The sequence below is a fragment of the Hymenobacter mellowenesis genome, from assembly GCF_030581005.1.
Taxonomy (GTDB): domain Bacteria; phylum Bacteroidota; class Bacteroidia; order Cytophagales; family Hymenobacteraceae; genus Hymenobacter; species Hymenobacter mellowenesis.
Window position 1 is genome coordinate 1 of the sequence record NZ_JAUQSX010000016.1, and the last position, 15,050, is coordinate 15,050.

The 15,050-nt window shown below is 63.3% G+C and carries 11 protein-coding genes; 7 read left to right on the forward strand and 4 right to left on the reverse strand.

Annotation, left to right across the window (positions count from 1 at the left end; translation table 11 throughout):
- On the reverse strand, positions 1-416 hold a 416-nt coding region (locus tag Q5H92_RS23285), incomplete at its 3' end, for a hypothetical protein (RefSeq protein ID WP_305013974.1).
- A 350-nt stretch (positions 417-766) separates the two neighbouring features.
- On the opposite strand from Q5H92_RS23285, the gene Q5H92_RS23290 reads away from it, so the two are divergent.
- Together Q5H92_RS23290 and Q5H92_RS23295 are read left to right on the forward strand one after the other, a co-directional pair.
- Positions 767-1,873 (forward strand): DUF6268 family outer membrane beta-barrel protein, encoded by a 1,107-nt coding sequence (locus Q5H92_RS23290; protein WP_305013975.1) that lies wholly within the window; start codon positions 767-769, stop codon positions 1,871-1,873.
- 289 nt (positions 1,874-2,162) lie between these two features.
- A complete protein-coding gene (locus tag Q5H92_RS23295) occupies positions 2,163-5,222 on the forward strand; it encodes a beta strand repeat-containing protein (protein ID WP_305013976.1) in 3,060 nt (1,019 codons plus the stop codon).
- A gap of 187 nt (positions 5,223-5,409) precedes the next feature.
- Here the strand turns inward: Q5H92_RS23295 and ppk1 are convergent, their stop codons facing one another.
- The 3 genes from ppk1 to Q5H92_RS23310 all read right to left on the reverse strand — a co-directional run bounded on the left by ppk1 (position 5,410) and on the right by Q5H92_RS23310 (position 10,573).
- Positions 5,410-7,491: a polyphosphate kinase 1 gene (gene ppk1, locus Q5H92_RS23300; RefSeq protein WP_305013977.1), complete on the reverse strand. Its 2,082-nt coding sequence runs from the start codon at positions 7,489-7,491 to the stop codon at positions 5,410-5,412.
- 157 nt (positions 7,492-7,648) lie between these two features.
- The gene (locus Q5H92_RS23305) at positions 7,649-8,143 is read right to left on the reverse strand and encodes a SixA phosphatase family protein (protein ID WP_305013978.1); all 495 of its coding nucleotides are present in this window, start codon (positions 8,141-8,143) and stop codon (positions 7,649-7,651) included.
- 168 nt (positions 8,144-8,311) lie between these two features.
- Positions 8,312-10,573, reverse strand: a complete 2,262-nt coding sequence (locus Q5H92_RS23310; protein WP_305013979.1) for a pectate lyase family protein — start codon at positions 10,571-10,573, stop codon at positions 8,312-8,314.
- Between the two features lie 207 nt (positions 10,574-10,780).
- Between Q5H92_RS23310 and Q5H92_RS23315 the strand changes: the two genes are divergently transcribed.
- The 5 genes from Q5H92_RS23315 (at position 10,781) to Q5H92_RS23335 (ending at position 15,032) form a co-directional block, all read left to right on the forward strand.
- Entirely contained in the window at positions 10,781-11,032 is a 252-nt protein-coding gene (locus Q5H92_RS23315; protein ID WP_305013980.1) for an HNH endonuclease signature motif containing protein, read from the forward strand.
- A gap of 204 nt (positions 11,033-11,236) precedes the next feature.
- The gene (locus Q5H92_RS23320) at positions 11,237-12,082 is read left to right on the forward strand and encodes an alpha/beta hydrolase family protein (protein ID WP_305013981.1); all 846 of its coding nucleotides are present in this window, start codon (positions 11,237-11,239) and stop codon (positions 12,080-12,082) included.
- Between the two features lie 293 nt (positions 12,083-12,375).
- Positions 12,376-13,377, forward strand: a complete 1,002-nt coding sequence (locus Q5H92_RS23325) for a Fic family protein (protein WP_305013982.1) — start codon at positions 12,376-12,378, stop codon at positions 13,375-13,377.
- A 233-nt stretch (positions 13,378-13,610) separates the two neighbouring features.
- Positions 13,611-14,057: a DUF6932 family protein gene (locus Q5H92_RS23330; RefSeq protein ID WP_305013983.1), complete on the forward strand. Its 447-nt coding sequence runs from the start codon at positions 13,611-13,613 to the stop codon at positions 14,055-14,057.
- Positions 14,058-14,069: 12 nt separating this feature from the next.
- On the forward strand, positions 14,070-15,032 hold the full coding sequence (locus Q5H92_RS23335) for a hypothetical protein (RefSeq protein WP_305013984.1): 963 nt from the start codon (positions 14,070-14,072) through the stop codon (positions 15,030-15,032).
- Positions 15,033-15,050: the final 18 nt, after the last annotated feature.

Sequence of the window (15,050 nt, forward strand, 5' to 3'; positions counted from 1 at the left end):
CCGCTGCCGTCGGCAGCGGGCCGCAGGCTGGCCGATTCGGCCCCGGCCAGCACCTGCGCCGTGAGGGCCCGCGGCGTTAGCTCCACCGAAACGCGGTGGCCGGGCGCTCCTTCCTCGGCCCCGATGAACGTGCGGATGCGCTGCCGGGCCGCCGCATCATCGGCCGGCAGCACAAAGCTTTCGGTGAGCACGAAGGGCCGGACGCCGCGCAGCGTGGGCAGGCTCAGGCGGAACGTGGGCGCGGGCCCGCGCCGGGCACTGGCGCCCGGCGTGGCCGCCAGCTGCTGACGAAACGCCGACACGTCGAGCGTCACCCGCCGGGCCGGGCCCGGTTCCTGCGCAAAAACGATAGTTGGGCTACCAACGCCCAGCACCCAACCAACCAGGAGGATAATGTTCGATATTGTTTTTATCATGCAGATTTGGGGCTAATGCAGCAAAATTCTGAAAGTAATCCAATCATTTTTGCACGCAATTAGACACTAACCGGCCATATTGTGTTCCCGCAATGCATCAGGCAGCTTGTTGGGCCCGGCATTTTTGCGCACTGCTCGCGTCGGTTTCTGCTAAGCAGAACGCGCTGAAGACTTTTCCCCGCGTTGTGGCAACGCTTAGAAAGCAGGAGGCGGCAGGTTTCCTTCATGGAATTTTCATTTGGCCGGCCCGCTGGTTAGCCGCATCGGGCATTTTCGCGTAAGGGAGCAAACTGGTCCATAAAAGGCCTTTCCCGACTATGCAGTATCGCTTTTTTTTACGCGCTGGCTTGATGGGAGCCGCTATTTGGAGCTCGGCAGACGTGGCGCGGGCGCAGGTGCAGGAGCGGGTGTATCCGAAGGCCGCTCCCACGGCACAGGACTCGGCCGCCGGCGGCAAACAACTCACGGACAAGCAGATATTTGCCAACCCTTCGGTGCTGGGCATGGGCCCGAGCAAAGGCCTGATTGTGCGCTACGAGCGAATGCCGCGCTTCGGGGTGTCGTCGTCGGCACAGGTGCAGGGGCTGAATGATTTCAGCACCGAGGCCACCAAAAACGCCCGGCTTTCCATCAAAGGCTACATTCCGGCCTGGAACCGGCCTCACCTCAAGGTCATCGTGGGCTTGAGCTACGAGCGGGAGGAATTTCAGTTTGCGAGCTTGCCCACCACCTACGAGCTCTACGACAACATCGAAAACAAAGGACTGAAAAGCACTGCCGTGCAGGTGGCCGTCATCCGGCCGGTTGATGATGTGCACTGGTACCTGGCCCGCATCAAGGGCGAATTGAGTGGCGACTACACCTCCGACCAGCTCACCAAATCCGACTATTCGCGCTTCTCGGCCGAGGCCATTTACGGCTGGAAACGCAGCCCGAATTTCTCGTGGGGCGTGGGCTTTCAGTACGGCTACACGTTTGGCCGTCTGAGCATTTATCCGGCCGTGATTTACAACCGCACCTTCAACAGCCGCTGGGGCATTGAAGCGCTGGCGCCGGCCCGCGTCACGCTGCGCTACAACGCCAACGACAACTCGATTTTCTACGTCGGCTACACCGTGGACGGCTACAACTACATCGTGAACCTGAGCCGCGCTCCGCTCACCCGCAAAAACGCCGACGGCACCCCCGACCTCAGCAAAGCCACTCTCAGCACCCTGGAGCTGCGCGAAACGGAAGTAAAATTCCGCCTCCGCTGGGAGCACGAGGTACTCAGCTTCCTCTGGATGGGCGCCGAGGCGGGCTACCGCTACAACTATGCCTTCGACGCCTTCGACCGCACCAACGCCGACCGCGAAAAAATCATCGACTCGCAGCTGAACGGCGCACCCTATGCCAGCCTGGAACTGTTCATCACCCCGCCGCGCAAGCTGCTGGAGAAGTCGGGCGTGCGCCGGTAGCACGGCGGGACGCGGTGGCCCTGCCAGCCCTCATCTTTTTCGGAGGCCCGCCTTGCAAGGCGGGCCTTTTTTGTCGGTGCTCATGCAGATTTCATGCAAGGGCTTTTGTTTTGCATTGGAGATGTTGTGCATTTACGCAACCAACTGTAAAACATTGACTATACTTACTTAGTGTTGAGATTTTATTCTGCGGGTTGCGTTAAACTTTTCGGTTCAACGCCCATCTAGACCGCCAGAGCAGCATTTGCTCTGGCGGTTTTTTTATCACCTCAGAATGCCACACAAGTACATGAAGCCATTTCTCGCTTTGCGGCCTGCCACCGGGGTGGTGGCGCTGCTTTTGTTGCTGCTGGCCGGGCCGCGCGCGGCCCGGGCCTACGTCATCACTACCCAGGCCGTGCAGGGCGGCACCAGCTTTTGCGCCGGGGCCACGGTGCGGGTGCCCTACAGCGTCGACCGGCCGTTTAACAGCGGCAACGTGTTCACGGCCGAACTGTCGGACGCCAACGGCTCATTCACCGCGCCGGTAACCCTGGGCAGCCTCACGGGCGCCTCCAACGGCATCGTGCAGGGCGTGATTCCGGCCGGCACGGTGGCGGGCTCGGGCTACCGCATCCGGGTGACGGGCTCGGCCCCGGCCACCGTGGGCACCGACAACGGTACCGACCTGACGGTGAACAACCTGGGCACGCTCACGGCCAGCGCCAACACGCCGCTGTGCGTAGGCGACAACCTGCTGCTTACGGCCAGCCTGGTGCCCGGCGCCAGCTACTCCTGGACCGGGCCGGCGGGCTTCACCTCGCTGCTGCGCAACCCCAGCATTGCCAACGTGGGCACTAACCGCTCGGGCACCTACACGGTGACGGCGGCGGCCAACGGCTGCTCGGTGTCGGCCCAGGTGGTGGTGGCGGTGAGCCCGCTGCCGGTGGTCAACATCGCGCCTAATAATGCGGCCATCTGCTCGGGCTCGTCGGTGCAGCTCACGGCCTCGGGCGGCGCCACGTATTCGTGGAGCCCCAGCACGGGCCTGAGCAGCAGCACCATTGCTAATCCGGTGGCCTCGCCCACCACCTCGACCATCTACACTGTGACGGCTACCTCGGCGGCGGGCTGCACCAACACGGCCCAGGTGACGGTGACCGTGCGCGCCACGCCGACGGTGAGCGTGAGCCCGACCGCGCCGTCCATTTGCGCGGGCACGTCGGTGACGCTGGCGGCTACCGGCGCGCAGAACTACCAATGGTCGCCCACCACGGGGCTGAACAACCCGTTTGCGGCCAATCCAATTGCCTCGCCCACCCAAACCACCACCTACACCGTGACCGGCACCAGCAACGGCTGCACCAGCACCAGCCAGGTGACGGTGACCGTGGAGAACCCGCCCACGGCTAACGCCGGCCCGGCCCAGGTGCTGTGCTCGGGGCAGGCCACCACGCTGGGCACGACCGCCGTAGCCGGCCTCACCTACTCGTGGAGCCCTAGCACGGGCCTGAGCAACACCAGCGCCGCCCAGCCCACCCTCACCCCCACCAACACCACCAACGCGGCGCGCACTACCACCTATACGCTCACGGTGGTATCGGCCTCAGGCTGCGTGAGCACCAGCACGACCCAGGTCACGGTGAACCCGGCCGTGACGGCCACGCCCGGCCCGGCCATTAGCGTGTGCCCCAACCAGCCGGGCCAGTTGGGCACCACGGCGGTGGCGGGCGTCACGTATTCGTGGAGCCCCACCACCGGCCTGAGCAGCGCCACCGTGGCTAACCCCACCGTGACGCTGCCCAACGCCACCAACGCGCCCATCACCCAGACCTACACCCTCACGGCCAGCCGCAACGGCTGCCAGAGCACGGCTACCGTCGTGGTCACGGTGAACCCGACGCAGAACGCCGGCTTCAGCTACGGGGCCGCCGTGCTGTGCACGGCCGCCGGCAACCCCACGCCCACGCTCAGCGGCACGGCCGCGGGCACCTTCACGGCCGCGCCGGCGGGGCTGGTATTTGTGAGCGCCACCACCGGGCAGATTAACGCCTCAGCCTCCACGCCGGGGACTTACACTGTGACGTACACTACCAACGGCCCCTGCGCCAGCACCGCCACCAACACCGTCACGCTGACGACCACGCCCAGCGCCGCGTTCCAGTATCCGAACGCCACCTACTGCCTCGGGGGCGGCACGGCCGTGCCCACGCTGGCCAGCGGAGCCATTAGCGGCACGTTTACTTCTGCCACCGGGCTGAGTTTGAACGCCACCACCGGCGCCATCGACCTGACGGCCAGTACGGCCGGCACCTACACCATCACCAACACGGTGGGCAGCGGCGGCACCTGCTCGGCGGTGGCCACCACCACCGTCACACTTACGGCCGGCGCCAACGTGGCCGTGACGACCAGCCAGCCCATGCTCTGCGCCGGGCAAAGCGCCATCCTCACCGCTACCGGCGGCCTCACCTACACCTACAGCGGCGGAGGCCAGACGCTCACCGGCGCCACGGTCACGGTTTCCCCAACTCAAACTACGACTTATACCGTGACGGGCACCACTTCCGGCGGCTGCACCAGCACGGCCACCGTGACGGTGACGGTGAACCCCGTGCCGGTTATCACGGCGGGGGCCAGCGTGGCGGCGGTGTGCGCCGGGCAGTCGGCCACGCTCTCGGCCAGCGGGGCCAGCACCTTCACCTGGACGGGCGGCGGCCAGACGCTCACCGGCCCGCTCGTGACCGTGACGCCCACCCAAACCACCACCTACACCGTGACTGGGGCCAACGCCAGCGGCTGCACCGCCACGGCCACTGTGACGGTGACCGTGAACGCCCTGCCCGCCACCACGCTTACGCTGCCCGCTACCTCGCTGTGCGCCACGGCCAGCCCGCTCACGCTCAGCGGGGGCAGTCCGGCGGGGGGCACCTACGGCGGCACCGGCGTGTCCAATGGTGTGTTTAGCGCCGCCGCCACCGGCCCCGGCACCTACACCATCACCTACACCGCCACCAACGCCCAGGGCTGCACGGCCACGGCCACCCAGCAGCTCACTGTGACGAGCGTCGCGTGCCCGGTTTCGGCCACGCTGGGCGCGGCCCCGACCGCCGAGCTTTCGCTTTACCCCAACCCTAGCACGGGCCTGGTTACGCTCACGCTGACCGGCGCGGTCCGCCCCGTCGCCACCACGGGCACGGTGCTGAACGTGCTGGGCCAGCAAGTGGGCCGCGTAGTGCTGCCCGCCTCCGGCGCCGGCCCGCTCACCCAGACTGTAGACCTGCACGAGCTGCCCAGCGGCGTGTACCTACTGCGCCTCGACCTGGGCCAGGGCCAGTGGCTGACGCGCCGCCTGGTGCTGCGGCACTAGCGCATCGCTCGGTAAAAACCTCAAACGCCCCCGGGAAAGATATTCCCGGGGGCGTTTTTTGGAGTAGTACCAGGGAATCACTCAAGCCCGTCATGCTGAGCGCAGCCGAAACATCTCTACCGCAATACTAAAATTGATTAGTTGTGCAGTAGAGATGCTTCGGCTGCGCTCAGCATGACGAGCTTTTTTACCCGGCTTTAGCACTGACCTTTTTCTGCTGCCGCCGCTTCAGGCCTTTCAGCCAGGCGTAGGTGGCTTCCTGGGCGCGCAGGGGCTTTTCGCCGGCGGCGGCGGCAATGAAGTTGTTGTCGAAGTCGCGGGCTTTTACGTTGTCGTGGCGCTGGAAGTCGAGCAGGTGGCGTACTTCGGCGCGCAGGCTTTCATCGAGGATGGGGAAGGCTACTTCCACGCGCCGGTCGAGGTTGCGGGTCATCCAGTCGGCCGACGAGACGTACACTTTTTCCTCGCCGCCGTGGCCGAATACGTACACGCGGCTGTGCTCCAGGTAGCGGTCCACGAGGCCGCGCTGGCTGATGTTGGCGCTGCACTCGGGCAGGCCGGGCACCAGGCGGCCAATGCCGCGCACGATGAGTTCGATGCGCACGCCGGCCTTGCTGGCCTCGTAGAGTTTGGCAATCATGGCCGCGTCTTCCACGGCGTTCACCTTGAGGATGATGTAGGCATCGTGGCCTTTTTTGGCTTGTTTGATTTCGTAGTCAATCAGCGCGTTGAGGCCCGTGCGCAAGCCGAAGGGCGCCACCAGCAGGTATTCCAATTGCGGCACCACGCTCTGGTCGACTAAGTACTGGAACACCTCCGCCGACTCGCGCGTGAGCCGCTCGTCGGCCGTGAAGAGGCCGTGGTCGGTGTAGAGGTCGGCGGTGCTTTCGTTGAAGTTGCCGGTGCTGAAGTAGCCGTAGCGGCGCACGGTGTCGTCGGCCTCCCGGCGGGCAATGAGCAGCAGCTTGCTGTGGCACTTGAGCTCGGGCGGCGTGAAGATGACGTTGGCGCCCGCGCGCTTCAGCTTGTCTGCCCAGAACAGGTTTGACTCCTCGTCAAACCGCGCTTTCAACTCCACCACGGCCGTGACCTGCTTGCCACGCTTAGCGGCTTTGAGCAGGGCCTTCACCACGGCGCTTTTGCTGGCCACGCGGTAGAGCGTGATGCTGATGCTGGACACGCCGGGGTCGTCGGCGGCTTCGCGCAGCAGGCGCGTCACGTAGTCGAAGCTCTGGTAGGGCGGGTGCAGCAGGTGGTCGCGCTGCCCGATGGCGGCCAGCAGGCTGCCCGTGCGCGGCAGCGTGGGGTGCGGCAGGGCCGGCCGCGGCGGGTAATGGAAATCGGCCTCGCCAAAATCGGGGAAGCCGAAAAAGTCGCGGAAGTTGTGGTAGCGGCTGCCGGCCACCAGCTCCTCGTCGGTGATGCCGGTTTTCTGCTTGATGGCGCGCAGGGCGTCGGCGGGCATCTCGGGGTCGTAGAGGAGGCGGGCCGGGAAGCCGGTGGCGCGCTTGCTCAGGCTGCTGCGGATTTTCTCCATCAGGTCGCCCGACACTTCTTCCTCAATGTCCAGCTCGGCATCGCGCGAGAGCTTAATGGCGTTCACCGTCACCTCCTTATAAGCCGGAAACAGCTCGACCGCCCCCACCCGAATAACGTCGTCCAGAAACAGCACGTAGCGCTCCTGGCCTTCGTCAGGCAGGCGCACAAAACGGCCGCCGTGGCGCTTGGTGGGCAGCTCCATCGTCAGCACCCGCTCGGCTTCGAGCTTGGATTTGCGGTCGTGCGGCTGGCGCAGGAAGAAGGTGAGGTACACGGCCTGGTCCTTAAGAAACAAATGGTGCAGGGTGTCATCGAGCACCACGGGCGAGAGCAGGTCGCGCACGTTTTTCTCGAAGTAGCGCAGCGTCCATTCGCGCTGCTTGTCGGTCAGCTCAGCCTCGCTCAGCAGGTGGATGTGCTGCTCGTTCAGAGCCGGCAGTAGCTGCTCGCGGAAGGTGGCTCCGAAGGCGTTTTGCTGGCGGCCCACTTCGGCCAGCACCTCTTTCAGCACGCGGCGGGGGCTTTCACCCAGCTTGGCGCGGGTTTTCTTTTTCAGCTTGGTGAGGCGGCGCAGCGTGGCCACCCGCACCTTGAAAAACTCGTCGAGGTTGCTGCTGAAAATAGCCAGGAATTTGAGGCGCTCCAGCAGCGGCACGTTGTCGCTCTGGGCCTCCTGCAGCACGCGGGCGTTGAAACGCAGCCAGCTCAGGTCGCGGGATAGGGCTTTCAATTGAGTTGGGCGGAGTGGTTGGATGAATTAACAGAACGTCATGCTGAGCGCAGTCGAAGCATCTCTACCGCGCAAGTAATTAATTGCTTCTACGGTAGAGATGCTTCGACTGCGCTCAGCATGACGTTCTTTTTTCGTTAAGTCCGATTGCCAGCCTCTACTCCCCGTTTTTCGGGTAGTCGTAGAAGTAAAACTCGGCGTTCTGCTTGCTCACTTCCTCCCACTTCTCAGTATTGAAACGCAGGCAGACCACGGCGGCCGTGGGCATCTCGTTGAACGACGTGGGCGACAGCGCATTGGCCGTTTCGGTGATGGTCGGGTTGTGGCCCACCAGCAGCGCCGAGCCGGCCGCGTCGGGCAGCTCGCGGATAATGGCCAGCAGGCCGTCCACATCGGCGCCGTAGATGCCGGGCTCCACCGTGATTTTATCGTGCGGGTACTGCATTTCGCGGGCTACCAGCACGGCCGTGCTCATGGCGCGCACGGCGGGCGAGCTCACCACCACATCGGGGCAGATGCGGCGCTTGGCCAGGGCCTTGCCCATGGCGGGTGCGTCGTCGCGGCCCCGGTCGTTGAGCGGGCGTTCCTGGTCGCTGAGCTCGTCGAAGCTCCAGCTGGATTTGGCGTGGCGGAGGAGATAGAGGGTTTTCATGGGGGCGAAGCTAGGGGCGTTTGGCTTACCGCGGGCATTAGGAAAAGGTTATCCAAAGACAACTTATTGGCCGAAAAGCACGGCAAAGCCCCAGCGGGGCAACACTCGGGGGCCGAGTGTCGCCCCGCTGGGGCTTGTGCGCAGCCTGCTGATTCAGGCCACTTAGGCTTATTGCTTGAGCAGGCGGCCAGTGCGCAGGTAGCCGTCTTCGTCGCGCATCTGAATCAGGTACAAGCCGGGCTTCACGTCTTTCAAGTTGAAAGACTGGTTGGTGAAGCCGGTTTTCAGCAGGGCGCCCGTGATGGAGTAGAGCGCAAACGGTCGGTTACTCTTCCAGGCCACTGTCACTTCATCGGCTGCCGGGTTCGGGAATACTTTAACAGCCAGCTCATCCTGCTGGGCGCGGGTGCCCAGGGTGCCCGCGTAGGCGGTGCTCATGTAGTAGAGGTTGGCGGTGGTGCCTTTGGCAATCTGGTGCACGCCGGCCGGCAGCGTCATGGTGTACAGGCCGCCGCTCACCGTCTGGTTGGTGTTGTCGATGCGAACCGTGCCGCTGAAGGCCGTATTGAACACCAGCGTGAGCGTGGCGCTGGCGGTGGTGGTGAAGGCGATGTTGGTCGACGACTCCAGTTTCAGGCACTGCGTCAGGGTCAGGCCGTTGTAGGTCGTCGTGCCCTGCGAAGTCGACAGGTTGCCGGTGATGGTGTAGAACGTGCTGGTGAGGCCGGCCGTGGTGAAGTTGTGCACCATGCCGGAAGTGCTACCGCCGCCGCCGGGATTCGGGGGCGTCACGGGGGGCGCGGCGGCATCGCCCTGCACCGACACCAGGCCGGTGGCGTAGTTCACCAGCGCCGTTTGCAGCGGGGTGTTCACGGTGGAAGAGGCGTCGTCCACGGCGTTGTTGAAGGTCCACTGGAAGTCGCCGCCCTTCACGCGGCCCGCGTACAGCACCGCGTTATCGCGGCCCGCGGTGGGGCTGTCGGGCGTGTAGGTGTACATGATGGCCGGGTTGGTGTCGAAGTTGTTGTAGGCGTTGGCGCCGTAGGCCGACGTCACGGTGCTGGGAATGGTCTGGCTGCGGCTGGTCACCACGTAAGCATCAAAGTCGACCGTGGAACGGGGAAAACCGGTGGCGCCGTAGGGCACGAAGCGCAGCTGGCCGGTCATGAAGTTGTCGAACGCCTTGATGGTGCCGCCGTCCTCGTTCGAGAAGATGGGCATCGTGGTGTAGTTGTTCGTCTGCGTGGCGGGGTTGAACACGTCCGTGCCCTGCATCGAGGTCAGCATCGGGTACTTGCAGTTGCGGAAGTAATTGCCTTCCATAAACACCGAGGAGCCTTCCGTGGAGCCGGCGCCGTACTTCGAGTTGCCGTCGTAGTAGTTGTTGAACACGTGGGCCGAGTAGAAACGCACCCGCGGGTGGCGCGAATCGGAGTGGTCGTACCAGTTGTGGTGGTAGGTGATGTACAGGTTTTGTGTGGTGTTTTCGCTCAGGCCGAGCAGGTTCGACTTGCCCGTATCCCAGAAGTGGTTGTAGGAGAACGTGACGTAGGTCGAGCGTTTGCAGTCCAGCGCGCCGTCGCCCTTCACCTGGTCGGGGTCGGAGCCGGCGTGGCCGTAGAAAAAGTCGGAGTTGTGCACCCAGATGTAGTCGTTGTCCTGCTGCAGGCCGATGTTGTCGCCCTCGTCGGAGTCGCAGTTCATCGTGCCGATGTTGCGAATTTCCACGTTGGAGGCATTTTTCACGCGAATGCCCCAGCCATCGGCCACGGCGTCGTTGCCCACGCCTTCGAGGGTGATGGCTCCGGTAGCGAAATTATTGTTCTCAATCACCAGGTCGCCGGCCAGCAGGTAGCTCGGGTCGGTAATCTGGCCCACTAAGCGCACGAGCAGCGGGCGGGCATCGCGGCCCTTCTTGAAGCCGTCGAGAATGGTTTGCAGGCCCACGCAGGGGTTGGTGGTGGCCCCGGTCACGTTGAGCGAAACGGTGTTTTTGGAGTTCTGGGTAATGTAGAGGATGACGGCGTTGGCTTTCACAGTGCCGTTGGCGTTGTAGGCGCCCGGCACGCGGCCGTTGCTGAAGGCAAAACCGGTCCGGTCCTGGGCCCGCACCGTGAGGGAGGTGGTCACGGTGCCCGTGCCCTCTACCCCGCCCACCACGGGCGCTATTTTGAGGGTGTAGGCGCCGGGCGCCAGGCCCAGGGCATCGGCCCGGTAAAAGGCGCCGTAGTTGCGGATGAGCTGGTCGTCGAGCTTCTGGTTGACGAGGCCGCCGCCGGTGTAGTACACGTTGTAGCTCTGGGCCGTGGCAAGGGGCTGCCAGCGCACATAAGCCGTTTCGAGCCAGCCGGTCGATTCGAGGATGTTTACGGTCTGAGCGCGCAGCGCCAGCGGCAGCAGCAACAAGAGTAAAGAGAGCAGTCGCTTCATAGGAGGGGGAATTTTGGATGGGTAGCGGCAAATGCCACCGGGAGAACGGGTTCCTACAAACCTACCGCTAAGCTTCAGCAAATGAGCATGTAAAAAGCAAGGGGCATCTATAAACTTATGCAAACGATGCCGGCATCGTTGCCGGCATCGTTTGCGCAACTAAATACTTTCGGGACACCGCGCCTACTTCCCGCGTAAACAGGCAATTTGGCGCGACTACAGAGGCAGTGGCTGCCGGAGCAGCGCGGCTGCGGCGTGTTCAAGCGCGTGGGGCTCGAAGCTTACGAATACACCTGCGCCGTGTCGGGCCTCAAGCTGCTCAGCACCCACAGCAGCCCCGTGCCCCTGCTCGACGCCTGCCACATCGTGCCCTGGGCCGTGAGCCACGACGACACCATGTCGAACGGCCTCGCCCTCTGCCCCAACCTGCACCGCGCCTTCAACCGCCACCTATTCTAGATTGACGCCGACTACCGTGTGTGCCTATCTGACGACTTCGGCGAACTCAGCGGCGGCGACTACGGCGTGCGCCGCTTCGAGGGTCAGGAGCTGCAGCTACCCCGCCGGCCGGGGCGGTGGGCGGGGCGGGATAACCCGGCAGCCCAACGAAACCAAGTCCCTCAAATCAATGAGCAAGCGGGGCTTAGCACCGTTATTTACGGCATGCGAAATCACCGAAGCCTCCTGACTGCCAGCGCCTCGCTGCTTGCCTCGCTTGCCCTGACCAGCTGCCAGCCCCAGACCGACCAAACCCGCGCGGCCTCCGAAGCCTCCGGCCCAGGCCAGTGGCTGGGGGCTACCGGCCACCAGCTATGGGCGCAGGTTTACCCCAGCGCGAAACGCAGCGCCCACCCCACGCTGCTCCTCGTGCTGCACGGCGACGCCCCCTTCAACAAGCCCGAATACCAGTACACCGTGGCCCGGCAGGCCGCCCAGGCCAATGCCGACGTGGTGGCCGTGGCCCTGCTGCGCCCCGGCTACACCGACCCCGCCGGGCACCAGTCCGACGGGGAGCGCGGCGAAACCACCGGCGACAACTACACCCCCGCCGTCATCGACGCTATTGCAGCGGCCCTCGACACGCTCCGGGCCCGCTACCACGCCGGGCGGGTGGTGGTGGCCGGCCACTCCGGCGGGGCCGCCATCACGGCCGACCTGCTCGGCCGCCACCCCGGCCGGGTCGACGCGGCGCTGCTGGCCGCCTGCCCCTGCAACGTAGCCGCCTGGCGCACCCACATGAAACGCCACACCGGCGGCGGGGCCATCTGGGACCAGCCCGTGGCCAGCGTGTCGCCGGAGCAAGTCGTGGCCCGCATCCCGGCTACCACGCGGGTGGCGCTGCTCGTGGGCACCGCCGATTCCATTGCCCCCAAAGGGCTAACCGAAGATTATTACCGTCGGCTGCAGCGGCAAGGCATCCCGGCCACCCTGCACGAACTGCCGGGGCTTGGCCACGAAATTTTTCTGGGCAAAGCCGTCCAACAAGAACTCAAAGGCCTTTTGCACTGAGGGAGCAGTAGCGCGAAACCGGCGGCGTGTGCCGCTTCACGGGGCAGGCGCTGAGGTGGCTCCAGCGGCCGGGGTAGTGGCCGGGGCGGGGGAATCTGAGGGCGCAGGCGAGAACGAGCCAACCTCTGTAAAGAAAAGACCAGTTTCTTTTACATATACCAAGACCCTTTGTAAAGAAAAATCAAGTTTCTTTACAAAGCTGGAGCCCCCATCCCTCTGGCAGCTCCTTAATGCAGGCTATTTGGCAACCATCTTCGCTCCCGCCCATTGACGAGTTGGAGACGCGAGCCGTATTGAAAAAGCTGCCGGGCGCTCACAGCGCCCTCGCGGAGCTCAAGGGCTTGGTTTCGGCCATTCCCAACGAGAGCATTCTGCTGGACACGCTGCCCTTGCAGGAAGCAAAAGACAGCTCCGCCATTGAAAACATCATTACTACCCACGACGAACTGTATAACGCCGAACTGCATCTGGGCGAGACGCAAGCCGCCAAAGAGGTGCAACGGTACGCGTCAGCGCTGCGGCTGGGCACCAGGCTGGTGAAACAGTTCGGCTTCCTAAGCACCAATCACATTGCGCAAATACAGGAAGAACTAAAGCGCGACCAGGGAGGCTACCGCAAGCAGCCCGGCACCAAGCTCACGAACCAACGCGGCGAAGTCGTGTACACCCCGCCGCAAGATTCGACCGTCATCCTGGACTTAATGGCCAACCTGGAACAGTACCTCAACGGCGACTCCCTCCACGATGTCGACCCCTTGGTGAAAATGGCCGTGCTGCACTTTCAATTTGAAAGCATCCACCCGTTTTATGATGGCAACGGACGCACGGGGCGGATTCTCAATATTCTGTATCTGGTGCTGAAAGGCCTGCTCGATATCCCGGTGCTCTATCTCAGCCGGTTCATTACGCACCACAAAGCCGACTACTACCACCACCTGCAAGCCGTGCGCGACACCGGCGCGTGGGAGCCTTGGCTGCTGTACATGCTCACCGGCGTAGAAGAGACGGCCCGCGAGAGCATCGTGCTGATTCGGGAGATGCGCGAGCTTATGCAAGCCACCCGGGAACGGCTGCGCCCCTATAAATTCTACAGCCAGGACCTGCTCAATAACCTGTTCCGGCATCCCTATACCCGCATCGAGTTCTTGCAGCAGGAGCTGAACGTGAGCCGACCCACGGCCGCCAGCTACCTCAACCAACTGGCCAAAGACGGCATTCTCACCAAGCACAAACAGGTAACGTCTCATTACTACGTCAATCAGCCGCTATTTGAGCTGCTGTCGCGGCTGGGGTAGCCGTTGCGCTGGATTGACGCCGACTACCGCGTGCGCGTGGCCGACGATTTAGGCGAGCTCAGCGGGGCCGACTACGGCATCCGCCGCTTCGAGGGGCAGGCGCTGCGGCTACCCCCGCGGCCAGAGTGGTGGCCGGGGCGGGAGAATCGGAGGGCGCAGGGGGGCTACAGCCTACTTAACGCAACTGTTCAACTCTCTTTGATGCGTTTTAAATTGCGTTATTGCATCTGCCTATGAAACGCTCGTGGACTCCTATTTCGCCCAGCGGCTTCCATCCGCTCACCGAAGCAGAACTGGCGGCCTACTTTGTCGATGACTTCGAGGCTCAATACCAGCCCGGCCGGCGCTACCTGCTGGGCCGGCTGGCGGCCTACCTGCACGACCTGGCCGCGCTGGGCCTGACGATGGAAATCTGGCTCGACGGCTCGTTCACCACCCGCTGCCCCGAGCCGAATGACATTGACCTCGTGGTACTGCTTTCGTACCGGGAAGTAGCCCGGCTGGCTCATGCCGAGCAAATACGCCTCAGTTTTTTGCTCAATGAGCGCCTACGCATCCGCTACGCCTGCGACGTATACCACGCCGACATCGGCGACGCCGCCGAACGCCACCGCTGGACCCAGCAGTTCGCAACCAACCACGACAACACGCCCAAAGGCATTTTTACCCTCACCCTTTAACGCGCCTTTCGCATGAGCAGCATCGCCCATCTGCAAGCCCTTCGGGAGGCAGCCCTGGCCCAGGCGCAGGAGCACGAGCTACTAGCAGACCAATCGCCGGACAACGTGTTTTATCGCCTCACTTACCGGCAGGCCAAAGAGCGCAGCGATAACCTGACGGCCGAAATCATCGAATTGCAGCGGCAGCGCGAAAAGGAGATTGTTGAAGTCCGCCTCGTTGGTAAAACGGCCAGCCGGGGCACCTTGCCCCTGGATGCGCTGGCGGTCATCGCCAGTTCATTTTCTGATACCGTGCAGCGCATCTCCCGTTACTCCGTGGCTGGCACCCGGCAAAGCAAAATGCTGGAGGCCGATGTGCGGCGGCGCCTCGATTTGCGCTTGGCTAGCGTGGCACCGGGTTCTACTCGCCTATTCATTTCCGGCCAAACCAGCCCCGACCTGTTTGGCTACAGCCTCCTCACCCAAACCCTTGACCATACGTTCGACTTGTTAGCTGCCGAAGCGCCCGTGGCCGTACTCGACCAGGTTTCGGCAGTGGGGCATCACAGCGTAGTGGCATTGCAGCGCTATCTGCGGGGCTTGCACAACTTTGGCCTTGAAGCCGAAATGAGTTGGGATACCCCAGCGCACAGCTACCGTACCTGGTATGGAGACAAAAGCCGCCTAGTTTCGCTCAGCAGCATGTTGGGCCGTCTTACCCAAGAGGCCCCCGTCACTTTTTCCTTCACTGGCATTGTTATTAGTTTGAGCTTAAAAGGCGTGGTTGAAATAGAAGAAAATAGGCAGGGACGCATTGTAGCGCGCTATTTCGATGTTCTCCTGCCGTCCATTCAGCGGCTGCACGTTGGGCAAGAATGCAGTGGCACGATGGTAAAGCAAACTGTAGTTCATACCACCACTGGGCTGCGCAAGTCCAGCTTCGTGCTGGGTAACATTGTCCCTCGAGAAGAAAATCAGTATACAGTACTCATATAGTAGCAACAAAAGAAGCCC

Bases quoted from the DNA above. Each gene is read 5' to 3' on its own strand.
- Q5H92_RS23290 (WP_305013975.1), top strand. From the start codon at position 767: ATGGGAGCCGCTATTTGGAGCTCGGCAGACGTGGCGCGGGCGCAGGTG.
- Q5H92_RS23295 (WP_305013976.1), top strand. From the start codon at position 2,163: ATGAAGCCATTTCTCGCTTTGCGGCCTGCCACCGGGGTGGTGGCGCTG.
- Q5H92_RS23305 (WP_305013978.1), bottom strand. From the start codon at position 8,143: ATGAAAACCCTCTATCTCCTCCGCCACGCCAAATCCAGCTGGAGCTTC.
- Q5H92_RS23310 (WP_305013979.1), bottom strand. From the start codon at position 10,573: ATGAAGCGACTGCTCTCTTTACTCTTGTTGCTGCTGCCGCTGGCGCTG.
- Q5H92_RS23320 (WP_305013981.1), top strand. From the start codon at position 11,237: ATGCGAAATCACCGAAGCCTCCTGACTGCCAGCGCCTCGCTGCTTGCC.
- Q5H92_RS23330 (WP_305013983.1), top strand. From the start codon at position 13,611: ATGAAACGCTCGTGGACTCCTATTTCGCCCAGCGGCTTCCATCCGCTC.
- Q5H92_RS23335 (WP_305013984.1), top strand. From the start codon at position 14,070: ATGAGCAGCATCGCCCATCTGCAAGCCCTTCGGGAGGCAGCCCTGGCC.